The sequence below is a fragment of the Escherichia sp. WS3063 genome (assembly GCF_046486595.1).
GTDB classification, from domain to species: Bacteria; Pseudomonadota; Gammaproteobacteria; order Enterobacterales; family Enterobacteriaceae; genus Escherichia; species Escherichia coli.
In genome coordinates, this window is sequence record NZ_JBJQKY010000003.1 from 260,381 (window position 1) to 285,687 (window position 25,307).

19 protein-coding genes are annotated in these 25,307 nt (G+C 46.4%); 9 read left to right on the forward strand and 10 right to left on the reverse strand.

Annotated elements, in window-relative coordinates; genetic code table 11:
• The first annotated feature begins 8 nt into the window (after positions 1 to 8).
• On the forward strand, positions 9 to 1,340 hold the full coding sequence (dsdA, locus tag ACJHYW_RS04595) for a D-serine ammonia-lyase (protein ID WP_000426400.1): 1,332 nt from the start codon (positions 9 to 11) through the stop codon (positions 1,338 to 1,340).
• A 104-nt stretch (positions 1,341 to 1,444) separates the two neighbouring features.
• Here the strand turns inward: dsdA and emrY are convergent, their stop codons facing one another.
• On the reverse strand, positions 1,445 to 2,983 hold the full coding sequence (gene emrY, locus ACJHYW_RS04600) for a multidrug efflux MFS transporter permease subunit EmrY (RefSeq protein ID WP_061092605.1): 1,539 nt from the start codon (positions 2,981 to 2,983) through the stop codon (positions 1,445 to 1,447).
• Positions 2,983 to 4,146, reverse strand: coding sequence for a multidrug efflux MFS transporter periplasmic adaptor subunit EmrK (emrK, locus tag ACJHYW_RS04605; protein ID WP_000435155.1), 1,164 nt, complete (start codon positions 4,144 to 4,146; stop codon positions 2,983 to 2,985). Before emrK ends, emrY begins: the two co-directional genes overlap by 1 nt.
• Positions 4,147 to 4,561: 415 nt before the next feature.
• Between emrK and evgA the strand changes: the two genes are divergently transcribed.
• Positions 4,562 to 5,176: an acid-sensing system DNA-binding response regulator EvgA gene (gene evgA, locus ACJHYW_RS04610; RefSeq protein WP_000991370.1), complete on the forward strand. Its 615-nt coding sequence runs from the start codon at positions 4,562 to 4,564 to the stop codon at positions 5,174 to 5,176.
• A gap of 4 nt (positions 5,177 to 5,180) precedes the next feature.
• Positions 5,181 to 8,774 carry an acid-sensing system histidine kinase EvgS gene (evgS, locus tag ACJHYW_RS04615; RefSeq protein WP_072275257.1) on the forward strand — a complete coding sequence of 1,198 codons (3,594 nt, stop codon included), beginning with the start codon at positions 5,181 to 5,183 and terminating at the stop codon, positions 8,772 to 8,774.
• A 55-nt stretch (positions 8,775 to 8,829) separates the two neighbouring features.
• Here evgS and yfdE read toward each other — a convergent pair whose 3' ends face one another.
• The 5 genes from yfdE to ACJHYW_RS04640 form a co-directional block, all read right to left on the reverse strand.
• Positions 8,830 to 9,975 carry a CoA:oxalate CoA-transferase gene (gene yfdE, locus ACJHYW_RS04620; protein ID WP_000183691.1) on the reverse strand — a complete coding sequence of 382 codons (1,146 nt, stop codon included), beginning with the start codon at positions 9,973 to 9,975 and terminating at the stop codon, positions 8,830 to 8,832.
• A 73-nt stretch (positions 9,976 to 10,048) separates the two neighbouring features.
• Complete coding sequence (yfdV, locus tag ACJHYW_RS04625) at positions 10,049 to 10,993, reverse strand: transporter YfdV (protein WP_000955028.1); 945 nt, start codon at positions 10,991 to 10,993, stop codon at positions 10,049 to 10,051.
• A 68-nt stretch (positions 10,994 to 11,061) separates the two neighbouring features.
• Positions 11,062 to 12,756 (reverse strand): oxalyl-CoA decarboxylase, encoded by a 1,695-nt coding sequence (oxc, locus tag ACJHYW_RS04630; protein ID WP_001283480.1) that lies wholly within the window; start codon positions 12,754 to 12,756, stop codon positions 11,062 to 11,064.
• A 53-nt stretch (positions 12,757 to 12,809) separates the two neighbouring features.
• On the reverse strand, positions 12,810 to 14,060 hold the full coding sequence (frc, locus tag ACJHYW_RS04635; protein WP_000106759.1) for a formyl-CoA transferase: 1,251 nt from the start codon (positions 14,058 to 14,060) through the stop codon (positions 12,810 to 12,812).
• A gap of 511 nt (positions 14,061 to 14,571) precedes the next feature.
• Positions 14,572 to 15,204 carry a YfdX family protein gene (locus ACJHYW_RS04640; RefSeq protein ID WP_000825614.1) on the reverse strand — a complete coding sequence of 211 codons (633 nt, stop codon included), beginning with the start codon at positions 15,202 to 15,204 and terminating at the stop codon, positions 14,572 to 14,574.
• A 295-nt stretch (positions 15,205 to 15,499) separates the two neighbouring features.
• On the opposite strand from ACJHYW_RS04640, the gene ypdI reads away from it, so the two are divergent.
• Positions 15,500 to 15,775, forward strand: coding sequence for a colanic acid biosynthesis lipoprotein YpdI (gene ypdI / locus ACJHYW_RS04645; RefSeq protein ID WP_000867662.1), 276 nt, complete (start codon positions 15,500 to 15,502; stop codon positions 15,773 to 15,775).
• Positions 15,776 to 15,851: 76 nt separating this feature from the next.
• On the opposite strand, the gene ACJHYW_RS04650 is transcribed toward ypdI, so the two are convergent.
• A complete protein-coding gene (locus tag ACJHYW_RS04650) occupies positions 15,852 to 16,094 on the reverse strand; it encodes a YfdY family protein (protein ID WP_000639883.1) in 243 nt (80 codons plus the stop codon).
• A 352-nt stretch (positions 16,095 to 16,446) separates the two neighbouring features.
• Here ACJHYW_RS04650 and lpxP point away from each other — a divergent pair, with 352 nt between their 5' ends.
• Together lpxP and ypdK are read left to right on the forward strand one after the other, a co-directional pair.
• A complete protein-coding gene (lpxP, locus tag ACJHYW_RS04655; protein ID WP_000484016.1) occupies positions 16,447 to 17,367 on the forward strand; it encodes a kdo(2)-lipid IV(A) palmitoleoyltransferase in 921 nt (306 codons plus the stop codon).
• A gap of 355 nt (positions 17,368 to 17,722) precedes the next feature.
• Positions 17,723 to 17,794 (forward strand): membrane protein YpdK, encoded by a 72-nt coding sequence (gene ypdK / locus ACJHYW_RS04660; protein ID WP_010723117.1) that lies wholly within the window; start codon positions 17,723 to 17,725, stop codon positions 17,792 to 17,794.
• 64 nt (positions 17,795 to 17,858) lie between these two features.
• Here ypdK and alaC read toward each other — a convergent pair whose 3' ends face one another.
• Positions 17,859 to 19,097, reverse strand: a complete 1,239-nt coding sequence (gene alaC, locus ACJHYW_RS04665; protein ID WP_410233343.1) for an alanine transaminase — start codon at positions 19,095 to 19,097, stop codon at positions 17,859 to 17,861.
• A gap of 376 nt (positions 19,098 to 19,473) precedes the next feature.
• On the opposite strand from alaC, the gene ypdA reads away from it, so the two are divergent.
• Genes ypdA through ACJHYW_RS04680 form a run of 3 tightly spaced genes read left to right on the forward strand, consistent with a single transcriptional unit; the run spans position 19,474 to position 22,790 of the window.
• Positions 19,474 to 21,171, forward strand: coding sequence for a two-component system sensor histidine kinase YpdA (gene ypdA / locus ACJHYW_RS04670; RefSeq protein ID WP_000544367.1), 1,698 nt, complete (start codon positions 19,474 to 19,476; stop codon positions 21,169 to 21,171).
• Between the two features lie 14 nt (positions 21,172 to 21,185).
• Positions 21,186 to 21,920: a two-component system response regulator YpdB gene (ypdB, locus tag ACJHYW_RS04675; RefSeq protein ID WP_001295458.1), complete on the forward strand. Its 735-nt coding sequence runs from the start codon at positions 21,186 to 21,188 to the stop codon at positions 21,918 to 21,920.
• Positions 21,921 to 21,932: 12 nt separating this feature from the next.
• Positions 21,933 to 22,790, forward strand: coding sequence for an AraC family transcriptional regulator (locus tag ACJHYW_RS04680; RefSeq protein WP_000646838.1), 858 nt, complete (start codon positions 21,933 to 21,935; stop codon positions 22,788 to 22,790).
• A gap of 2 nt (positions 22,791 to 22,792) precedes the next feature.
• On the opposite strand, the gene ptsP is transcribed toward ACJHYW_RS04680, so the two are convergent.
• Positions 22,793 to 25,288 (reverse strand): phosphoenolpyruvate--protein phosphotransferase, encoded by a 2,496-nt coding sequence (gene ptsP, locus ACJHYW_RS04685; RefSeq protein ID WP_000955948.1) that lies wholly within the window; start codon positions 25,286 to 25,288, stop codon positions 22,793 to 22,795.
• Positions 25,289 to 25,307: the final 19 nt, after the last annotated feature.

Here is a 25,307-nt window from a genome sequence, read left to right on the forward strand (position 1 = left end):
GACGTACTATGGAAAACGCTAAAATGAATTCGCTCATCGCCCAGTATCCGTTGGTAGAGGATCTGGTTGCTCTTCAAGAAACCACCTGGTTTAATCCTGGCACGACCTCATTGGCTGAAGGTTTACCTTATGTTGGCCTGACCGAACAGGATGTTCAGGACGCCCATGCGCGCTTATCCCGTTTTGCACCCTATCTGGCAAAAGCATTTCCTGAAACTGCTGCTACTGGGGGGATTATTGAATCAGAACTGGTTGCCATTCCGGCTATGCAAAAACGGCTGGAAAAGGAATATCAACAACCGTTCAGCGGGCAACTGCTACTGAAAAAAGATAGCCATTTGCCCATTTCCGGCTCCATAAAAGCACGCGGCGGGATTTATGAAGTCCTGGCACATGCAGAAAAACTGGCTCTGGAAGCGGGGTTGCTGACGCTTGAAGATGACTACAGCAAACTGCTTTCCCCGGAGTTTAAACAGTTCTTTAGTCAATACAGCATTGCTGTGGGCTCAACCGGAAATCTGGGGTTATCAATCGGCATAATGAGCGCCCGCATTGGCTTTAAGGTGACAGTGCATATGTCTGCTGATGCCCGGGCATGGAAAAAAGCGAAACTGCGCAGCCATGGCGTTACGGTCGTGGAATATGAGCAAGATTATGGTGTTGCCGTCGAGGAAGGACGTAAAGCAGCGCAGTCTGACCCGAACTGTTTCTTTATTGATGACGAGAATTCCCGCACGTTGTTCCTTGGGTATTCCGTCGCTGGCCAGCGTCTTAAAGCGCAATTTGCCGAGCAAGGTCGTATTGTCGATGCTGATAACCCTCTGTTTGTCTATCTGCCGTGTGGTGTTGGCGGTGGTCCTGGTGGCGTCGCATTCGGACTTAAACTGGCGTTTGGCGATCATGTTCACTGCTTTTTTGCCGAACCAACGCACTCCCCTTGTATGTTGTTAGGCGTCCATACAGGATTACACGATCAGATTTCTGTTCAGGATATTGGTATCGACAACCTTACCGCAGCGGATGGCCTTGCCGTTGGTCGCGCATCAGGCTTTGTCGGGCGGGCGATGGAGCGTCTGCTGGATGGCTTCTATACCCTTAGCGATCAAACCATGTATGACATGCTTGGCTGGCTGGCGCAGGAAGAAGGTATTCGTCTTGAACCTTCGGCACTGGCGGGTATGGCCGGGCCTCAGCGCGTGTGCGCATCAGTAAGTTACCAACAGATGCACGGTTTCAGCGCAGAACAACTGCATAATGCCACTCATCTGGTGTGGGCGACGGGAGGTGGAATGGTGCCGGAAGAAGAGATGGAGCAATATCTGGCAAAAGGCCGTTCATAACGTTTCAACGCAGCATCGCCATCCTTTCCCTGGGTGAGCGATGCTGCCGATGGCGCAGACTTAAGATCCCCGGTCTTACCCGCTATAACCCCTTGCTTTTACCATCACCCAACGCCTTTCGCTGTAAACGGCGGTTTCGCAAACCAAACCAAAACCGTAAGTAAGATAAAAGCAATAGCCGCCATACGGAAAATCTCATTTGCAGAAATAGAAAGTGACTGCTGGGTTATTTCATTATTAATTTCATTAAGAACTCCTGAAAGCGAACCATAGTATTTATCCATAATTTGTGACGATGAATTAAACACGGGGTTAAATTGATCGATGGTTGCTGTCAACTGACTATGGTGTAATGATTCTCGGCGTCCCCACAGCGTCATTGTCAACGACGTACCAACTGATCCTGACAAGGTGCGAAAAAAATTACTCATACTCGAGGCATTGGCAAATTTATTATCTGGCAAGCCTGAAAACGAAATCGTTGTTAAGGGTAAAAAGAAACAGGCAACGGCGAATCCCTGAAAAAACTGTGGCAAAATGATGCCTGTAAAATCAATCGTTGGCATAAATGTCACAGAACGCCAGTAATAGCAAACCGCATACATCAAAAAACTAAATGTCACCAACAACCGCATATCTATTTTGTTGCCATAACGTCCTATCAAAGGTGATATTAATAGCGGCATGATACCGATGGGCGCATAAGCAAGCCCGGCCCATATCGCATTATACCCCATCGTTTCCTGGATTAACTGCGGCATAAGGACGATCGCTCCAGAGTAAAATAAATACGCGCATGTGATACTCACAATACCAATGGTGAAATTACGGGACTTAAACAAACTGAGATCAAGAATCGGGTTCTCTGAGGTCGACTCCCAAATGACTAAAGAGATCAGAGAAATAACTGATACTACTGTTAGTATTATTATTGTACTCGAGTTGAACCAATCCAGATCGCGCCCTTTATCAAGCATAATTTGCAAGCCACCAACACCGAGCACTAACAGGGTCAGTCCTGGTAGATTCATTTTGACCGGTGAAGTCTCGGTTTCTCTTCCTTTAAGTAAGGTTAAGCATAATGTCAGGACGATAATCCCCATAGGGACATTGATTAAAAATATCCAACCCCAGCTAAAGTTATCACAAATATAACCGCCCAATATCGGCCCACATATCGGCGCGATAATCACGGTCATAGACCATAATGCCAGAGCAAATGTTCTTTTTTCTGGTGGATAATTCCTTAATAATAAACTCTGTGACAGTGGAATTAACGGCCCCGCCATTAATCCCTGAACGACTCTAAAAAATATCAGCACATCAAGATTGGTCGATAAACTACACATTAAGGAAGACAGCGAAAAAAAAGTGACTGAAAGTAAAAATAACCTTAATTCGCCTATTCTTTGTGCCAGCCTGCCGGTAACAGGGATCGCAATGGCATTTGCTACGCCAAACGAAGTGATAACCCAGGTGCCTTCGTCTGTTGATGCTCCCAGAAAGCCAGATATTGTCGGTATTGCGACGTTAGAAATAGTGGAATCCAACATTTGCATAAACGTCGCTAATGACAATGCAATAGTGACGCACCATAACGTCCCACCGGTTAATGGTGCCGGAGTTGATTTAGTGATTGCCATTAAAGTTGTCCATTATGCGAAATAATGTTGCTAATTTCTTTTTCTATCGGACTGGTATCGATAACTAAAGCCTTACTGGTATAAGCAGGCATGGACGTCACGGTTGAAGCCAGATCGGGCATCTCGGCAATGTCTTCGTTCCTGGTATCAATAGTTGCAGTCATCGATAAACCAATGCGCAAGGGATGTTCCATGAGTTCTTTTGGATCAAGAGAAACTTCAACCGGGACACGCTGAACGATTTTGATCCAGTTCCCTGTCGCATTTTGTGCAGGTAATAAGGAGAACGCATTGCCGGTTCCCATATTGATCCCTGTCACCCGACCATGAAACACAACATTTTCACCATAAAGATCGCTGATAATATTGACCGGTTGACCAATCCGTACATCCGTGAGTTGTGTTTCTTTAAAGTTGGCATTAACCCACATTTGATGTGCCGGTACGACAGCCATTAACGATTGTCCGGGGCTCACTGTTTCGCCGACCTGAACGCTTCTCTGGGCAATATAGCCGGTAACAGGACTCTTAATATCCGTACGTTTAAGCGCTAACCAGGCTTCTTTGGTTGCATCCGCCGCTTCAACGACTTGTGGCTGACGGTTTAATGGTGTGTTCATTACCAAAGCTTTATTCGCTTTATAAGCCTGGATAGCGGCATTCAATGCCGCTTTGCTACTTATTAACGTATCTTTGGTATGCTCCAGCGTTTCTTTTGAAATAACCCCCTGCTTCGCCAAAGGTACACGACGGTTATAATCTTCTAAAGATTGTTGATACTGAATACGTGCTGAAGCGACTTCGGCACTGTATTGTTTATCCTGTAAGTACAGTTTATTCGTTTGCCGAACAATATTGGCCAGATTATTTTTAGCTTTATTGAGTGCGATAGTGGCATCAGTCTTATCCAGTGAGACTAAAATGTCACCCTGTCGAACGTAGTTCGTATCTTTATGATTAACGACAGTGACGCTGCCTGAAACTTGTGCAGAAATTGGATCTGCATTCCCCGTGACATAGGCGTCATCTGTACTAATCATGTCTTCTAATTCCATTGACCAATAGGCATAGGCACCTGAAAACGCAATAAATAAAACCACCGCTAACAAAGCAAAATATTTTCTTCTGTCAGAATGTTTTTTATTTGAATTAATCTGTTCCACTATTATCTCTCATTTCGCATAGATGAAATTTATGAATTGAATGAAAAGAGTATTCATTCTTCATATCAAACACAGTGCATGTGTTGCACATTATCCCAGGAACGTTGGAGGCCTAATTTAAATGAGGTGCAAAAGAAACAACAGAGGACTAAACCGTAGCTTTTGCAATACAATTCTTACGCCTGTAGGATTAGTGAGAAGACTTATAGTGCTAATGTGAAACTATAAATCATCGGTATCATCCCTGATTTTATTGTTGACATTTTATTTATGCCGACTATTTATATGGTATACTTGTCGAATTATCTTAAAGGAAGCTCAAATTTTCTTATTTTTATTGAGAAAATGAGATGATGCCTTATGTCTGTATTACTACAGGGAGAAGGGAAATGCTTCATTGCAAAGGGAATAATCTATGAACGCAATAATTATTGATGACCATCCTCTTGCTATCGCAGCAATTCGTAATTTATTGATCAAAAACGATATTGAAATCTTAGCAGAGTTGACTGAAGGCGGAAGCGCCGTTCAGCGGGTGGAAACACTTAAGCCTGATATCGTCATCATTGATGTCGATATCCCCGGAGTTAACGGTATCCAGGTGTTAGAAACGCTGAGGAAGCGTCAATATAGCGGAATTATTATTATCGTCTCCGCTAAAAATGACCATTTTTACGGGAAACATTGTGCTGATGCTGGCGCTAATGGTTTCGTGAGTAAAAAAGAAGGCATGAACAATATCATTGCGGCTATTGAAGCTGCAAAAAATGGCTACTGCTATTTCCCCTTCTCTCTCAACCGGTTTGTTGGAAGTTTAACGTCCGACCAGCAAAAACTCGACTCCTTATCGAAACAAGAAATTAGTGTCATGCGGTATATTCTTGATGGCAAGGATAATAATGACATTGCTGAAAAAATGTTCATCAGCAACAAAACTGTCAGCACGTATAAAAGTCGCTTGATGGAAAAATTAGAATGCAAATCACTGATGGATCTTTACACATTCGCACAACGTAACAAAATCGGCTAACCACATGAAGTTTTTACCCTATATTTTTCTTCTCTGTTGTGGTCTTTGGTCGACCATAAGTTTCGCAGACGGAGATTACATCGAATATCGTGGCATCAGTAGTAACAACCGTGTCACACTTGATCCACTACGTCTGAGCAACAAGGAATTACGTTGGCTCGCGAGCAAAAAAAATCTTGTGATTGCAGTACACAAGTCCCAAACAGCTACGTTGTTGCATACCGATTCGCAGCAACGGATTCGTGGTATTAATGCTGATTATTTAAATCTTTTAAAAAGAGCGTTAAATATCAAATTAACACTCCGGGAATACGCAGATCATCAAAAAGCAATGGACGCGCTGGAAGACGGTGAAGTTGATATAGTGTTATCACATTTAGTTGCTTCGCCGCCTCTTAATGATGACATTGCTGCAACTAATCCTCTGATAATTACCTTTCCTGCGTTGGTCACTACCCTTCACGATTCAATGCGACCGCTTACCTCATCAAAACCAGTAAATATTGCTCGAGTAGCAAATTATCCCCCAGACGAGGTAATTCATCAATCATTTCCAAAAGCAACAATTATCTCTTTTACAAATTTATATCAGGCATTAGCATCCGTCTCAGCCGGACAGAATGATTACTTTATTGGTAGTAACATCATTACCAGCAGTATGATTTCCCGTTATTTTACTCACTCCTTAAATGTAGTGAAGTATTATAACTCACCGCGTCAATATAACTTTTTATTAACCAGAAAAGATTCAATCGTTCTTAATGAAGTACTCAATCGATTTGTTGATGCTTTAACAAATGAAGTTCGCTATGAAGTATCACAAAATTGGCTTGATACAGGAAACCTGGCCTTTCTGAACAAACCATTAGAACTCACTGAACATGAAAAACAGTGGATTAAGCAGCATCCCGATTTAAAGGTGCTGGAAAATCCTTACTCGCCACCCTATTCTATGACAGATGAAACTGGCTCAGTTCGGGGCGTGATGGGTGATATTCTTAATATTATTACCTTGCAAACAGGTTTAAATTTTTCTCCGATCACCGTTTCACACAATATTCATGCTGGGACACAGCTTAACCCCGGTGGATGGGATATATTGCCCGCCGCTATTTATAGTGAAGATCGAGAAAATAATGTTTCATTTGCTGAAGCCTTCATAACAACGCCTTACGTTTTTGTCATGCAAAAAGCGCCTGACAGTGAACAAACATTAAAAAAAGGAATGAAAGTTGCCATTCCATATTATTATGAGCTTCATTCGCAATTAAAAGAGATGTATCCGGAGGTAGAGTGGATAAAAGTCGATAACGCCAGCGCTGCATTTCACAAGGTCAAGGAAGGTGAACTTGATGCTCTGGTCGCGACACAGTTAAATTCGCGTTACATGATCGACCATTACTATCCTAATGAACTTTATCATTTTCTTATTCCCGGCGTTCAGAATGCATCACTTTCGTTCGCTTTTCCTCGCGGAGAACCGGAACTTAAGGATATTATTAATAAAGCACTGAATGCAATTCCCCCAAGCGAAGTTCTGCGCCTGACGGAAAAATGGATTAAAATGCCCAATGTGACCATTGACACATGGGACCTCTATAGCGAGCAATTTTATATTGTCACGACATTATCCGTTTTATTAGTTGGCAGTAGCCTTTTATGGGGATTCTACCTGTTACGCTCAGTTCGTCGTCGTAAAGTCATTCAGGGTGATTTAGAAAACCAAATATCATTCCGAAAAGCACTCTCGGATTCCTTACCGAATCCAACTTATGTTGTAAACTGGCAAGGTAATGTCATTAGTCATAATAGTGCTTTTGAACATTATTTCACTGCGGATTACTACAAAAATGCAATGTTACCATTAGAAAACAGTGACTCACCCTTTAAAGATGTTTTTTCTAATGCGCATGAAGTCACAGCAGAAACGAAAGAAAATCGAACAATATACACACAGGTATTTGAAATTGATAATGGCATCGAGAAAAGATGCATTAATCACTGGCATACATTATGCAATCTGCCAGCAAGCGAACATGCTGTTTATATTTGTGGTTGGCAAGATATTACCGAGACGCGTGATTTAATTCATGCACTCGAAGTAGAGAGAAATAAAGCGATCAATGCAACTGTCGCAAAAAGTCAGTTTCTGGCAACAATGAGTCACGAAATAAGAACACCAATAAGCTCCATTATGGGCTTCCTGGAACTTCTGTCGGGTTCTGGTCTTAGCAAGGAGCAACGGGTGGAGGCGATTTCACTTGCCTACGCCACCGGACAATCACTCCTCGGCTTAATTGGTGAAATCCTTGATGTCGACAAAATTGAGTCGGGTAACTATCAACTTCAACCACAATGGGTCGATATCCCTACTTTAGTCCAGAACACTTGTCACTCTTTCGGTGCGATTGCTGCAAGCAAATCCATCGCATTAAGTTGCAGCAGTACGTTTCCTGAACGCTACCTGGTTAAGATCGACCCTCAGGCGTTTAAGCAGGTCTTATCTAATTTACTGAGTAATGCTCTCAAATTTACTACCGAGGGAGCAGTAAAAATTACGACCTCCCTGGGTCACATTGATGACAACCACGCTGTTATCAAAATGACGATTATGGATTCTGGAAGTGGATTATCGCAGGAAGAACAACAACAACTGTTTAAACGCTATAGCCAAACAAGTGCAGGTCGTCAGCAAACAGGTTCTGGTTTAGGCTTAATGATCTGCAAAGAATTAATAAAAAACATGCAGGGCGATTTGTCATTAGAAAGTCATCCAGGCATAGGAACGATATTTACGATCACAATCCCGGTAGAAATTACCCAACAAGTGGCGGCTATAGAGACAAAAGCAGAACAACCTATCACACTACCTGAAAAGTTGAGCATATTAATCGCGGATGATCATCCGACCAACAGGCTATTACTCAAACGCCAGCTAAATCTATTAGGATATGATGTTGATGAAGCCACTGATGGTGTGCAAGCGCTACACAAAATCAGTATGCAACATTATGATCTGCTTATTACTGACGTAAATATGCCGAATATGGATGGTTTTGAGTTGACTCGCAAACTCCGTGAGCAAAATTCTTCCTTACCCATCTGGGGGCTTACAGCCAACGCACAGGCTAACGAACGTGAAAAAGGGTTAAATTGCGGCATGAACTTATGTTTGTTCAAACCGTTGACTCTGGATGTACTGAAAACACATTTAAGTCAGTTACACCAGGTTGCGCATATTGCACCTCAGTATCGCCACCTTGATATCGAGGCCCTGAAAAATAATACGGCGAACGATCTACAACTGATGCAGGAGATTCTCATGACTTTCCAGCATGAAACGCATAAAGATCTACCCGCTGCGTTTCATGCACTAGAAGCTGGCGATAACAGAACTTTCTATCAGTGTATTCATCGCATCCACGGTGCGGCTAACATCCTGAATTTGCAAAAGTTGATTAATATTAGCCATCAGTTAGAAATAACACCTGTTTCAGATGACAGTAAGCCTGAAATTCTTCAGTTGCTGAACTCTGTAAAAGAACACATTGCAGAGCTGGACCAGGAGATTGCTGTTTTCTGTCAGAAAAATGACTAAATTGCGGCTCCCACAATGTTCTAATGTGGGAGCTATTTACCAGCACATCTTACATTTATGATGAGAACTCCTGGCGAATTTGTTCCCCATGCTGGTCGAGCGTTGCCGCTCCCGGCATAACATGCGGGTCCGCGCAGCCGCTGATTTTTATCGGATTACCTGGCATCATTATTCCTCCGGCTTCAATCAACATATTTCTCGCCTGAGTTTGTGGCAAATTAATGGCCTCAGCCACACTTAATAACGGCGCGACGGGTACACCAACTTCATGTATTCTGGCTAACCAAACTTCAGCTGCCTGCGTTTTTAACGTTCGCTCAATATATTGTTTAAGAATAGCCTGGTTTTGTACGCGTAAAATATTGCTGCTAAATCGGGGATCATTAACCAGTTCTGTAAGCTCCAGTGCCTGGCATAACGCAGAAAAAAGCTTGTCATTACCACAACAAATTGTAATCGGCTTATCCTGAGTATCAAAAACATCAAAAGGTGCCATGTAGGGATGGCGATTTCCCAGGCGTTGTGGTGACTTCCCAGTCGCGATATATGCCATCAGTCCATGCTCCAGAAAACTCAGCGTGGCATCAAACATCGCTATATCGACATGCGCACCTCTCTGGCTCTTTTCGCGGCCATAAAGTGCACTCACTATTCCGCTGAATAAATAAACACCACCACATAGATCCGCAAGAGAGGTACCAACGCGCACTGGCGGAGCATCAGGGTATCCTGTTTCCATCATTATCCCGCTCATTGCCTGAATGATGGTATCGTAGGCAGGAGCATCTTTTAGCGGACCGGTATGTCCGAAACCTGACGATGAAGCATATATAAGGCGCGGGTTGATTTCTTGTAACCTTTCCCATGAAAACCCCAGTTTTTCCATTGTACCTGGGCGAAAATTCTCAGCTAATACATCAGCTTGTTTAAGCATATTTATAAATATACTTTTATCGTGATCATTCTTTAAATCAAGAACCACACTCTCTTTGCCATGATTAATAAAACTGTAATAGAGTGACTGTCCATCCACATAGGGACCAAATGTGCGGGTATCATCACCATGGCCCGGCGGCTCAACTTTAATTACCCTTGCGCCCATATTACAAAGAAGTTGAGTTCCGAAAGGTCCATTAAGGACATGTGTCATATCGATAACTAATAAGCCTTCAAACGGCCCTTTGCTTTCATTATTTGTCATTTGCTTATGCCTTGAAAAAAGCCGAAGGTGAAAAGGCACTTCGGCATTTATGTAAAATCAATAACATGATTAATTATGAAACCAGTCGACTGACATAAATCCACAAGGGAGCCGTGACGACAAAACCCAGTACGCTCACAGCCAATGACGCTGTACCAGTGCGGGTGTAGACATTAAACCGACTGGCAATAATGATTCCGGAGAATGCCGGCGGTAATGCGCCTGCCAGTACCATCATCTGCAAATGTTCGCTGTTCAAATGACATGCCATACCCACGAGAAGCAGCGCCAGTGGCATCAGAATCAGCTTCAGGAAGGTGTTATAAGCAATTTCGGCACTGAACTCGAATTTATGTGCAGCCAGAGTCAACCCCGCAGCGAACACCGCTACCCCTGAGTTAGCCTTCGCAATCAGATTAAAGGTTGGGTCCCATGCTGCCGGAATTTTTACCCCAACCAACACCAGGATCGTTGCCAGAACAGGTGCCCATACTACTGGCTCCTTTGCCGCAGAAATTAATGCGCTCAGATTACTATTCTTCTTACCATCCGCTCCTGAGGAAGGATTCAGCAAATACAGACCAATAGGAATAGTAATTGCGTTAACAATAATAGAAATAATTGCTACCACTAAACCTGTTGATACGGAATCACCATAAATAGGATCGAGAACTGCAAACCCCAGGAATCCGATGGTAGGTGAGCCTGCAATTAATGCACATACTGCTGCTTCTGCATGGGTACGTTTAAAAAATTTGTAGCAACCAAACCAGGAGAAAAAGAAACATCCGACAATAACCACAAGTGATACAAGGGTCAGGCGAGTGTCCGCAAAAATCATTTCCCTGTTTGCCCGGGTAATAGAAACAAATAGGGCCGCAGGAAGAGCGTAGTTTAATACCAGTTTATTAAATGCCCGGGCTTGATCTTCTGAAAAAGTTTCTCGTCTGCCGCTAAAATAACCCAACAGCATGATTACGATAATAGGCAATAAATCGCCAATAAAAAATGTTAGCATAATAGTATTTCCGATAAGGGTCCCCTCACCATCGATAATGAGTTGGCAAGAGGAGACGATGTCAGTATTTAATTACCAGCGACTTGTTTTGGGTTAAGTTTGGTAATATGGCCACTTTCAGTTCCTGCTGCAGGGTCGATGACCACATTAATAATGGTCGGTTTGCGCGACTGAATACCGGTGGTTAAAGCATGACGAAGTTCATCTGTCGTGGTGACGTTATAGCCAACGCCACGAAACGCATCCATTAATTTGTCATACCTTGCATGGTGCAACAGATCTGTTGGTGATGGTGCACCAGCGCCACTGAGATCAACACCGTCTCCTCTGTAGATGCCGCCATTATTAAAAATAACGATCGTCACCGGCAGGTTATATCGACAAATCGTTTCAATCTCCATCCCACTGAAACCAAAAGCACTATCACCTTCAATGGCGACAACCGGAGAACCAGAGGTCACGCTAGCACCGATGGCATAGCCCATACCGATGCCCATGACACCCCAGGTGCCACAATCCAGACGACGACGTGGTTTATACATATCAATAATATTTCGTGCATTATCCAGGGTATTTGCACCTTCATTAACTAAATAAATATCCTGGTTCTCGCGCAATACATCGCGCACAGCACTTAATGCATTAAAGTAATTTAATGGTTGAGTATCTGTACTTAATTTTTCATGCATTTTTTGTGCATTTTGCTGCTTGTGGATATTTAAAATATCGCGCCATACCAGTGGAGTCGTAAATGTGTTTTGTTTCAGTTCTGCCAGCATACCTTGCATACTGGATGCAATATCGCCAACGACTGGCACAGCAATGGGGCGGTTGCTGTCAATTTCCTGCGGTTCAATATCCAGTTGAATAAACTGTGTATCTGCCGCCCATCCTTTTTTACCGTGTGCCAGTAACCAATTCAGTCGTGCACCAACAAGCATGACAACGTCAGCATTTGCCAGGGCAAACGAACGCGCAGTTGCCGCAGAAAGTGGATGTGTATCTTCCAGGATCCCTTTCGCCATAGACATTGGCAGGAATGGAATCTGGGCACTTTCAATAAATTCACGAAGCTGTTCATCAGCTTGTGAATACGCCGCGCCTTTGCCAAGGATAACTAATGGTCGTTCAGCTTTTGCTAAAAGCGAAATTGCGCTAGCGACTGACTTCGGGCATGGCAATAATGCTGGCGACGGATTTTCAACTTTTACAATCGTGGTTAACGCTTCGTCTTTTTCCATCGTCGCGGCCAGGACATTTGCTGGCAAATCAAGATAAACTCCGCCAGGGCGACCCGATACTGAGACCCGGATAGCGCGTGCCAATGCAATGCCAAGATCCTGCGGCTGATTAACGCGGAATGCTGCTTTGGCATACGGTTTTGCCGCATTCATTTGGTCCAGCTCTTCATAATCACCTTGCTGTAGGTCGACGATCGCGCGGTCGCTGGAGCCGCTAATCATGATCATCGGAAAACCATTTACCGTTGCGTTGGCCAATGCGGTCAAACCATTGAGGAATCCTGGCGCAGACACTGTCAGGCAGATCCCTGGTTTTTGGGTAAGAAAACCGCTTGCTGCAGCGGCATAGCCTGCCGACTGCTCATGACGAAAACCAATATAACGAATGCCTTCCGCCTGGGCATGGCGCGCCATATCCGTAACAGGAATACCTACAACACCATAAATAGTGTCAATATTATTCTGTTTTAATGCTTCAACGATGATATGCATACCATCTGTCATTTGAAGTTGATCTGACATGATTAATAACCTCGAAATTTTTATAAATTGGGAGCCAGAAGCCCCCGTTAATATCAGATGGCGTGGTTTTGCTTCATTGCAGCAATTTCATCGTCGCTATAACCCAGCTCCTGCAATACAGCAGCGGTATGTTCACCTAATAGCGGCGCAGCTTTAATATCCGGCGTAAAGGCAGAGAATTTCATTGGACAACCAACTGTCAGATATTTTCCACGCAACGGTTGTTCCACTTCGACAACACTGCCACTTTGGCGCAAAGAGGGATCAAGTGAAATTTCTTTCATACTTAAAACCGGTGCACAAGGAATATCAAACTGAGTCAAATAGGCCACAGCTTCATGTTTATCAATAGTGACAGTGTATTTTTCGATTTCAGCAAAAATATCGAAAATATGTGGCTGTCGGGCATGAGCTGTACTGTATGCCGGATCGGTAATCCATTCTGGTTTGCCGATAGCTTTACAGGTGTTTTCCCAGTTTTGCTCCTGAATAGTGAAATAAATATAGGCGTTAGGATCGGTTTCCCAGCCTTTACATTTCAGGATCCAGCCAGGCTGACCGCCCCCCCCCGCATTACCTCCGCGGGGAACTGCATCACCAAATGTGCCATTCGGATACTGCGGATATTCTTCCAGATAACCCAATTTATCGAGACGCTGCTGGTCGCGTAATTTCACGCGGCAAAGGTTCAATACGGCATCCTGCATTGACATGGTGACTCGTTGCCCACGCCCCGTTTTTTCGCGATGCAGCAAAGCAGCAAGTAAACCGATCAGTAAATGCATTCCGGTGTTGCTGTCACCCAACGCTGCAGCGCTTACCAGCGGCGGACCGTCCCAAAAACCCGTAGTGGATGCCGCGCCACCCGCTGCCTGAGCAACGTTTTCATAGGCTTTTACATTCACATAAGGCGAACACTCATCAAACCCTTTGATCGAACCAAAAATCAGACGTGGATTGATTTCTTGAATATGCTCCCAGGTGAAGCCCATGTGATCAATGGCCCCAGGATGAAAGTTCTCGACTAAGATATCAGCTTCGCGGATCAGCTTTTCCATTACCTCTTTGCCTTCCGCTGTTTTGGTATTTAATTCAATAGAACGTTTGTTACTGTTAAGCATGGTGAAGTAAAGCGCATCGATATCAGGAATATCTCGCAGCTGGTGACGCGTTACGTCACCAACGCCGGGACGTTCAATTTTAATGACGTCAGCGCCAAACCAGGCCAGCATTTGAGTACAAGATGGGCCAGATTGCACACCGGTGAAATCGAGAACTTTAATTCCTTGAAGTGGAGTTGACATAGCAATACCTATTAGTTAATTAAATATGTGTTAATTTAGCGTTTATTTAAGACATAACGCCTCTATAAATAATCCGCAAAATATCGTCGTAGCTGCACTCGATATTTTTAAATTCCTGTATCAAGTACTGAAAATCATTTCATCGCTACTTCCAATTCCTTTCTGCATGGTAAGTAGTGAGGACGAAAAGAAGAATATGATAAATATTGGCTCGCGGTAATCAGAGAGAGCCGCGACATTTGTGATGTTATTCTTACAACTGTAAGAAGCGCCAGTGATTTACAAGTAAGGGTATGATTACGCTTTTTAAAGCGTACCATAAAACATAACATAATAAATGATTTGTGATAACACGGGATTATTGCGGTTTACTTTGAGGAAGATAAAATTCGAGTTTATAGAACCGCGAGCGCCAAATAATTTTATGGCCACAACCTGTCGTATTGTGGCCATAAAAAATTGTCGGCTGGAGGGAGTAAAATCCTTTACCTCAATATATTGCCTGTCAGCTTTAGTTCACAAACAGTGCTTCGCTATCGACGATGATTCCATCTTCCGCACCTTTAAGCGCCAGGTTTGCCTCGTAGTATTGCTTTTTATCAAGCAGTTTCTGCGCATCAGCAAGTGCATTACGAGTCTGTTTAAGCGGCATCAGATATTGGTTTTCCATTACACCAACACCGGCCAGGCGAAGCTCTTCCATTGCGCCCTTTTTATCCCCTTTCGCCATTTTTTCGTTGGCAATTTTTATCGCGGCTTCTTTTTCGGGTGTCGCTACATAACTCTCAGAAATTCCGACAGATGCATTAATGACAATATATTGGTCATCATTGACATTGGTCTTTTTACCTGGCTTTGCGAACTTTGCCCATTCGGTACTATCATCAGACAGCAAAGCGGAAGCTTCATTGGTCAGTTCTTTTGCCTTTTCCGGATCGCCATGAAACAGAGCCAGGCGCGCTACCTGCACGTCACGCATCGCATATAAACCTTGTTCAGAGATACGCTCTGCTGCTGCCGTTTTTTGGGGTTGCTGAACTTGCTGAGTTTGCTGTTGTGCCGCTACCGGTGCATTATCAGCAGCCCATACAGTTGAAGATGCCAGAACTGCTGTGACCATCGTAGCCATAATTAAACGTTTCATACTTACCTCATTCTTTAACAGTTTTAGAAAACGCCGCCATCATATTGGGTGAGCATGAAATGAGAAATCAGAGAGCAACGGACATTTTGAAAGGGTTATCTTACAACTGTAGTTATTATCGCAAAGCGGCATTTAGTCTTACAGTTGTAGGAATATGCTTCCTGTCACAGAGAATTATTCTTATATACCAAAAAGAGATGTCATTTATTATATCGATGTAAATACTGATTAATTATATGTAAATACAGCAATAACGTCGTAGGTTTTCAGTGAACCATTTTCAGGATAACTTTCTATGAAAGTAAACTTAATGCTTTTTAGCTTATTTTTATTGGTCTCTATTATGGCATGCAATGTTTTTGCATTTTCTATTTCTGGTGGTGGTAGTGAGGCGAGCTATAAAGAGACAGAAAAAACGTCAATGATGACGACAACTCATTCTACAAAATTTCAGCCATCACAGGCGATTTTGTTAAAAATGAGAGAAGATGCGCCACCATTAAACCTCACAGAAGAAATTCTGCCCCCTTTTCCGACAAAGGCGAATTATCTTATCCATCCTGTGCGATAGCGTCTGTCACACGGCAGGTGAACAATCATGTCTGATGCTGATGTGAACACCTGCCCAAATGAACCATCCTGACCCACTACCGCCTGCCATATCCCACCATAAAGCGAATCATCAAGCCACAAGCCGGGGCAAGAAACATAAATATCCCCGTCACTAGTTCATTACCGCCAGTTAACCACATGGTGAAGTAGTAAATGAGTGCAGCGAGGATCACCATGCCGAAGAAAGAAGAGACCGCCGAGACCACGTTCAGGACCTGACCGATGTATCCGCTTACGCAGACAATACACAGGGCGAGAAACATCCATAAATAAATCATAGCTCAACCTCCTGCCGCGCTAAAAAACCTGTAACTTCAGTCACTTTAATAGTAAGACAATCCTTAACCTCTGGCAATTTTTGCTAAGCATCAATGAAAACAGCACGTTAAATGCAACGCTATTGCGTGCGGAAAACTTTTTACTTTGCACGATTAATAATCAGTAGCTGAAAGCAGTCAGCCAGTGATAAAGTAGAGCCACCGCATTCATGCTCCTCGTGGTTATGTCCTGACTAGTCTTTACACTCTTTACAGGAACCATTGTCGTACATGATGGCCTAATCAATTGAGTGTACCGCTGTCGACATGGAATCTTCTGCGATACAACAATTCGTATCTACAGAAGGTAACTATGTTTCCAAAATGCAAATTTTCACGCGAGTTTCTGCATCCTCGCTACTGGCTCACGTGGTTTGGGCTTGGTGTACTCTGGCTTTGGGTACAGCTTCCTTATCCTGTTCTCTGCTTTCTCGGCACGCGTATCGGCACAATGGCGCGACCATTCCTGAAACGTCGTGAATCTATCGCCCGTAAAAACCTGGAACTTTGCTTCCCGCAGCATTCTGCGGAAGAACGCGAGAAGATGATTGCCGAAAACTTTCGTTCACTCGGCATGGCGCTGGTAGAAACCGGCATGGCATGGTTCTGGCCCGACAGTCGCGTACGTAAATGGTTTGATGTGGAAGGGCTGGATAACCTTAAACGCGCACAAATGCAAAATCGCGGCGTAATGGTTGTCGGCGTCCATTTTATGTCGCTGGAACTGGGCGGCCGCGTGATGGGACTTTGTCAGCCAATGATGGCCACCTATCGTCCACATAATAATCAGCTGATGGAATGGGTGCAGACCCGTGGTCGCATGCGCTCTAACAAAGCGATGATCGGCAGAAATAATCTGCGCGGCATTGTCGGTGCACTGAAGAAAGGTGAAGCGGTATGGTTTGCTCCCGATCAGGATTATGGTCGTAAAGGCAGCTCCTTCGCGCCGTTCTTTGCGGTGGAAAATGTTGCCACAACCAATGGTACGTATGTCCTTTCACGTCTCTCTGGCGCAGCCATGTTAACCGTAACGATGGTAAGAAAAGCGGATTACAGCGGATATCGTTTGTACATCACCCCAGAGATGGAAGGCTACCCGGCAGATGAAAATCAAGCCGCTGCCTATATGAACAAGATTATCGAAAAAGAGATCATGCGCGCACCGGAGCAGTACCTATGGATCCACCGTCGCTTTAAAACGCGCCCGGTGGGAGAATCGTCGCTATACATTTAACAAACGGCTCTTACTCTTTCCCTCCTCAAATCAGCCATAATAACCTCATGGTTTTTATGGCTTTTTTCTTAAGGTTTTTTCCTTCGCTGAATCTCTAATTATTACCGTCAGAAATTAAACTGTCGCCGATATGAGACACCTGTAAGTTACTAAAAGTAAATAAGAAAATGCCTCTTGTCTCGTTTCAGTTTTAGGCGTACATTAGCGCCGTCTGGAGCAGTTTAGCTCAGAATTCTGGGGTGATGCCCACGGTAAAATACAGGACTTTTAAGGTCGTTTTGCCCGGTGTCAACTCACTGTATCAGGTGTAATGAAGTCATTCAGGCGTAACAGTAATTACGCGGAGAGATGTAAAGTGAAATATTTCTTTATGGGCATTTCTTTTATGGTCATCGTTTGGGCCGGTACTTTTGCCCTGATGATCTAAAAGCAAACTGTGCAATGAAAAACAGGAGCCATCTGGCTCCTGTTTGCATTTCTGGCGATGGTGTTTATTCCGCGTTTTCGTGAATATGTTTGCTGCTGGCGGGTAGTAAACCGTCGGCACGGAACATCGCTTTAATTCCACGAATCGCCTGGCGAATACGATCGCGGTTTTCAATCAGCGCAAAGCGAACATGCGTGTCGCCGTAGTCGCCAAAGCCGATCCCCGGCGAGACACAGACCTTCGCTTCGTTAAGCAGTTTCTTGGCAAATTCCAGTGAGCCCATGGCAGCATACGGTTCCGGGATTTTCGCCCAGACATACATCGAAGCCTTCGGCATTTCGACCATCCAGCCCGCTTCATGCAACCCTTTTACCAGTACATCACGGCGGCGTTTGTACTGTTCAGCAATGTCGCGCACGCACTGTTGATCGCCCTCCAGCGCCGCAATCGCTGCCACCTGCAACGGCGTAAAGGTGCCGTAATCGTGATAGCTTTTAATACGTGCCAACGCGCTGACCAGCGTTTTGTTACCGACCATAAAGCCGATACGCCAGCCCGCCATGTTGTAGCTTTTCGACAGCGTAAAGAACTCGACCGCCACATCGCGTGCACCTGGCACCTGCATGATTGACGGCGCTTTCCAGCCATCGTAGACGATATCGGCATAGGCCAGGTCGTGGACCACCAGCACATCGTAGCGTTTCGCCAGCGCCACAACCTTCTCAAAGAATTCCAGTTCCACGCATTGCGCGGTTGGGTTCGACGGGAAGCCGAGGATCATCATCTTCGGTTTCGGATAACTTTCGCGAATGGCGCGTTCCAGTTCGTTGAAGAAATCGACACCTTCCACCAGCGGCACTGAGCGTACCTGCGCCCCGGCAATCACCGCGCCGTAAATATGAATGGGGTAACTTGGATTCGGCACCAGCACTGTGTCACCGTGATCCAGCGTCGCCAACATCAGATGCGCCAGGCCCTCTTTCGAACCAATAGTGACGATGGCTTCTGATTCCGGGTCGATTTCAACGTCGTAGCGATCCTGATACCAGCGGGAAATGGCGCGACGTAACCGCGGAATGCCGCGTGAAGTGGAGTAACCATGCGTGTCCGGGCGCTGGGCCACCGTACATAATTTTTCGACGATATGCGGCGGAGTCGCACCGTCCGGGTTACCCATACTGAAATCGATAATATCTTCGCCGCGCCGACGCGCAGCCATTTTCAGTTCAGCGGTAATGTTAAAAACGTAGGGCGGGAGACGATCAACACGCGTAAAGCGACGTTCAGGGCGAGTGTCAGCCATAATGTCCTCAGATTAACGTTAGCGCCCGGACCGTCCGAGCGACGCTGCCACGATGGTGGCTGTTTTGAAAATAGCCTGATTAATTTCTGTCTGTCCAGCGTTTTAGAACATTTTTATCAATGGCTTTAAATGAGGAACTCCACTTCAAAAACAGGAAATTTATCTGCGCTAACAAGAAAATTACCACTCATTTTATTAACATTATAATTTCAATAAATTTACCAAGCAGATGTGCATTATCAAGAGATGCATTGCTAATACACCATTTATCCTTCAATCCCCTTTTAAAATTGTGGTTTTTCCTCAAAAACGGCCTGCTGGTCATCAGCCTTCAGGTTACCTATCATAGAGGTTTAATCCTTATTCAGAGTCACCCGTGCACGAAATATTCAACATGCTGCTGGCGGTCTTCGATCGGGCAGCGTTAATGCTTATCTGCCTGTTTTTTCTCATCCGTATCCGCCTGTTTCGCGAACTGTTGCACAAGTCGGCACACTCACCGAAAGAGCTGCTCGCCGTTACCGCCATTTTCTCGCTGTTCGCCCTGTTCAGCACCTGGTCCGGCGTACCCGTAGAAGGTTCGCTGGTGAACGTACGTATTATCGCGGTGATGTCAGGCGGGATTCTGTTTGGCCCGTGGGTGGGCATCATTACCGGCGTGATTGCGGGTATTCACCGGTATTTAATTGATATCGGCGGCGTGACGGCGATCCCCTGCTTTATCACCAGCATTCTGGCGGGTTGTATATCGGGCTGGATCAACCTGAAAATCCCCAAAGCACAGCGCTGGCGCGTCGGTATTCTCGGCGGCATGTTGTGTGAAACGTTGACCATGATTCTGGTGATTGTCTGGGCACCAACTACCGCGTTGGGGATCGATATCGTCTCTAAAATCGGCATTCCAATGATCCTCGGTAGCGTCTGTATCGGCTTTATTGTGCTTCTGGTGCAAAGCGTTGAGGGCGAAAAAGAGGCCAGCGCCGCGCGGCAGGCCAAGCTGGCGCTGGATATCGCCAACAAAACGCTGCCGCTGTTTCGCCATGTCAATAGCGAGTCATTACGCAAAGTCTGCGAAATTATCCGCGATGACATTCACGCCGATGCGGTGGCGATTACTAATACCGATCATGTGCTGGCCTACGTTGGCGTGGGTGAACATAACTATCAGAATGGCGATGACTTCATTAGCCCGACTACCCGTCAGGCGATGAATTATGGAAAAATCATCATTAAAAACAATGATGAAGCCCACCGCACACCAGAGATTCATTCCATGCTGGTGATCCCATTGTGGGAGAAAGGCGTTGTGACCGGAACGCTGAAAATTTACTACTGCCACGCGCATCAGATAACCTCGTCATTACAGGAAATGGCGGTCGGTCTGTCACAAATCATCTCCACGCAACTGGAGGTTTCGCGTGCCGAGCAGTTACGTGAAATGGCAAATAAGGCAGAGCTTCGCGCCCTGCAAAGCAAAATTAATCCCCATTTTCTGTTTAACGCTCTGAACGCTATTTCATCGTCAATCCGTCTGAATCCGGATACTGCTCGCCAGCTGATCTTTAATCTGTCGCGTTATCTGCGCTATAACATTGAATTAAAAGACGATGAGCAAATCGATATCAAAAAAGAGCTATATCAAATTAAAGACTATATTGCCATTGAGCAGGCCCGCTTTGGCGACAAGCTGACGGTTATCTATGATATTGATGAAGAGGTGAATTGCTACATTCCCAGCCTGCTGATCCAGCCGTTGGTGGAAAACGCCATTGTCCACGGTATCCAGCCTTGCAAAGGTAAAGGCGTTGTCACCATCAGCGTTGCAGAGTGCGGTAATCGGGTACGTATTGCGGTGCGAGATACCGGGCACGGCATCGATCCAAAGGTGATTGAGCGGGTCGAAGCGAATGAAATGCCGGGCAATAAAATTGGCCTGCTGAATGTCCATCATCGCGTGAAGTTATTGTATGGCGAGGGGCTGCATATCCGCCGCCTGGAACCAGGAACGGAAATTGCGTTTTACATTCCTAACCAACGCACCCCAGTCGCCTCACAGGCTACGTTATTGCTTTGAGCCGGAGTGATATTGTGAAAGTCATCATTGTTGAAGACGAATTCCTGGCACAACAGGAACTGAGCTGGCTAATTAAAGAGCACAGCCAGATGGAGATTGTCGGCACCTTTGACGACGGTCTGGACGTGTTGAAGTTTTTGCAGCATAACCGCGTCGACGCCATTTTTCTGGATATCAATATTCCGTCGCTGGATGGTGTGTTGCTGGCACAAAACATCAGCCAGTTCGCCCATAAACCGTTTATTGTGTTTATCACCGCGTGGAAAGAACATGCGGTAGAAGCGTTTGAACTGGAGGCGTTTGACTACATTCTCAAACCGTATCAGGAGTCACGCATTACCGGGATGCTGCAAAAACTGGAAGCAGCCTGGCAACAACAGCAGACCAGCAGTACGCCTGCCGCGACGGTAACGCGTGAGAATGACACCATTAATCTGGTGAAAGATGAGCGAATCATCGTCACGCCCATTAACGATATCTATTACGCCGAAGCGCACGAGAAAATGACCTTTGTCTATACGCGGCGTGAATCCTACGTAATGCCGATGAACATTACCGAGTTTTGCAGCAAGTTGCCGCCGTCGCATTTTTTCCGCTGCCATCGCTCATTTTGTGTCAATCTGAACAAAATCCGCGAGATCGAACCGTGGTTTAATAACACCTATATTCTGCGGCTGAAAGATCTGGATTTTGAAGTGCCGGTCAGCCGCAGCAAAGTTAAAGAATTCCGACAGTTAATGCATCTTTAATCGGGAACTTTCATGAAAGCACCAGGCTTGCCCGCCGATCAACAATTTTTCGCCGATCTGTTCAGCGGCCTGGTGCTTAACCCGCAACTACTGGGGCGCGTCTGGTTTGCCAGCCAGCCTGCCTCGTTGCCGGTGGGCAGTTTATGTATTGATTTTCCCCGTCTGGATATCGTGCTGCGCGGCGAATACGGCAACCTGCTGGAAGCAAAGCAGCAGCGAATGGTGGAAGGAGAAATGCTGTTTATTCCAGCGCGCGCGGCTAATTTACCGATCAACAACAAACCGGTGATGCTGTTAAGCCTGGTGTTCGCACCGACCTGGCTTGGGTTATCGTTTTACGATAGCCGCACCACGTCGTTGTTGCATCCTGCCCGCCAGATCCAGCTTCCCAGCCTGCAACGCGGTGAAGGTGAAGCGATACTTACCGCCCTCACCCATCTTAGCCGTTCGCCGCTGGAGCAGAATATCATTCAGCCACTGGTGTTAAGTTTGCTGCATCTTTGCCGTAACGTGGTGAATATGCCGCCGGGCAATTCGCAGCCGCGCGGCGATTTTCTCTATCACAGCATTTGTAACTGGGTTCAGGATAATTATGCCCAGCCGCTCACCCGTGAGAGCGTGGCGCAGTTTTTTAATATCACGCCCAATCATCTGTCAAAACTGTTTGCGCAGCATGGAACAATGCGTTTTATCGAATATGTGCGTTGGGTGCGAATGGCGAAGGCGAGGATGATTTTGCAGAAATATCATCTGTCGATTCATGAAGTGGCGCAGCGTTGCGGCTTTCCGGACAGCGACTATTTTTGTCGCGTCTTCCGGCGTCAGTTTGGCCTGACGCCGGGAGAGTACAGCGCCCGTTTTCAGGGCTAACGTCAGAAGGTTAATTCCGTTTCCAGCAGCGTCAGAATACTTTGTGCATCTTGCGCGGCGAACAGCGACTGGCGGAAGTTTTTATTCACCAGTTTGCGCGCCAGCTGCGAGAAGACTTTCACATGATTCATCCCTTCGTTAGCGCCCAGTGTCAGCATGATCACCAGTTCGACTTCGCCCATTTCTGACTGCCAGTCAACCGGTTTCACCAGCCGGGCAATGCTGATACTGGAATGACGGATCCACTGAGATTTGGTGTGCGGGATCGCCACGCCAAAACCAACGCCAGTAGTAACAATCTCTTCCCGCTGCCAGACATCTTCTTCCAGCTCAAACGGATGTTCAGTACGCCCGTTCACACCAAGGTTGCCGCACAGGAACTGGATCGCCTGCTCTTTATTACTAAGGTCCTGATCAACAAAGATATTCTCCAGCGCCAGCAGTGGGCGAACGTCTTCTTCCGGCGTAAAGGCGGTGAGTAACGCTTCAATCTCCTGCGCGCTGCGGCATTCACATGCCTGACGCGCCAGTTCCCGACACGCCTCGCTATCCAGTTGACGAAGCTGGCTTTTCACCGCCGGAATGCGCGGGCTACTCATACTCAGCTCGTCCAGGCCCAGCCCAAGCAGTAGCGGCAGATAACGACTTTCACCGCCCAGTTCACCGCAAATACCTACCCATTTACCCCGCTGATGAGCAGTGGTAACAATCTGCTGCAACATGCGCAGGAACGATGGCGTAATCGGGTTATACAGCGGCGATACGCGCGGGTTATTACGATCGACCGCATACAGATACTGGGTCATATCGTTGGAGCCGATACTGAAGAAATCGACCTCATCGCAGAAGTGATCGATGATGTAGCACACCGACGGCACTTCCACCATGATACCCAGCGTAATCGTCTCTGCATGACGCAGGCCATCGCGCTTAAGCTCAACGATCGCTTTTTGGATCTCGCCCTTCACCCATAAGATCTGATCGAGGCTGTGAACCATCGGGATCATCAACTGGGCGTTGCCGAAACTGGCGGCGCGCAAAATGGCCCGCAGTTGAGTGCGAAACAGGCCAGCAAATTCCGGGTAAATACGTACCGCGCGATAGCCGAGGAACGGGTTCTCTTCCTGGGGAATATTCAGATAAGGAATGCTTTTATCGCCGCCGATGTCCATCGTGCGGAAGATAATCGGCTTGTCGCCCGCCGCCAGTAGCACCTGCTGGTAGGCTTCAAATTGCTCCTGCTCGTCCGGCGCGCTGTCGCGATCCATATAGAGCATTTCGGTACGAAACAGCCCGACACCTTCCGCGCCGTTGGCAAACGCGCCTGGCGCTTCCAGAGCGGTGCCGATATTCGCCGCAATATCAATACGCTTGTTATCACGGGAATAGGCCAGCTGCGCGGCGGCCTGCGCCTGTTGTTTTTGGCGTTTATCCGCCAGCGTCTGCGCGACCTGATAATAACCGCTCACCGCGTCATTCGGGTTAATCGCCAGCACGCCGCACTGGGCGTCAAGCACTGCCGGTTGCCCGGCATAGCGCGCGATCGCATCCAGCGGCAAGCCGCTAAGAACCGGGATCGCCGAGGCACGGGCCAGAATCAGAGTATGCGAGGTGCGCCCGGTTTTCTCCAGAATCATGCCCGCAAGATTTTTTAAATCGAGGCTCAAAAACTGGCTTGGGGTTAAATCTTCAGCCACCAGAATGGTCGGTTTTTCAAGCACCAGATTGTTGCGCGGCTTCAGTTCCGGCCAGGTGATATGCAGCAACTGTTCGCTGATATCGCGAATGTCGCTGACCCGCTCGCGCAGATAATCGCTGGTAGAAGCAGATAGTTTGGCGCAAACCTGCTCCATATTGCTGATGATCGCCGCCCCCAGTCCCTGATGCTGTTCTGCCATCAGGTGACGGATATTGCCTGCAAATTCATCATCCTGAATCAGCGACAAATGGGCGCTGAGGATAGTTTTGCTTTCGCCGTCACGCTCACGCAGCTGCTGGTTCAGTTGCTCGGCAAGCGTTGCCAGGCTGTACTCCAGCCGGGTGGAATCTTGCGCACTGGCGGGGATTGCCCGATAACTGTCGAGGCTGTCGCTTTGTAACAGGGTCAGTGTACCCACGCCGACGCCGCTTGCCAGCACATTGCCGTACAGTAAATCAGGATTCAGACGGCTTAATGAACGCGGCAGCGGATGCGCCGTCAGTTCTGCCTGCGTCGGCTGGACGCTGTCACTGTCGATAAAGCGCACCTGGATGTACTCTTCCAGCACGCGTCGCGCCTGCTCTTCATCGCTGCCGCTAATGTTCAGGCTGCAACTGTCATTAAATAGGGTGCCGGTGCCAATCAGCGCCAGCGAGCTTTTGGCATCAGCCCTGGCGTTCTGGCGATGATTAATAAAGGTGACTTCACTTTGCCACTGGCTGCACTGCTCTTTAAGTTCCCACGCCGGACGAGCATGCAGACCGTTTGGCAAAGGACAGAGAAATTGAATCGTTAACATAACCGCTCCGGGTTAATCA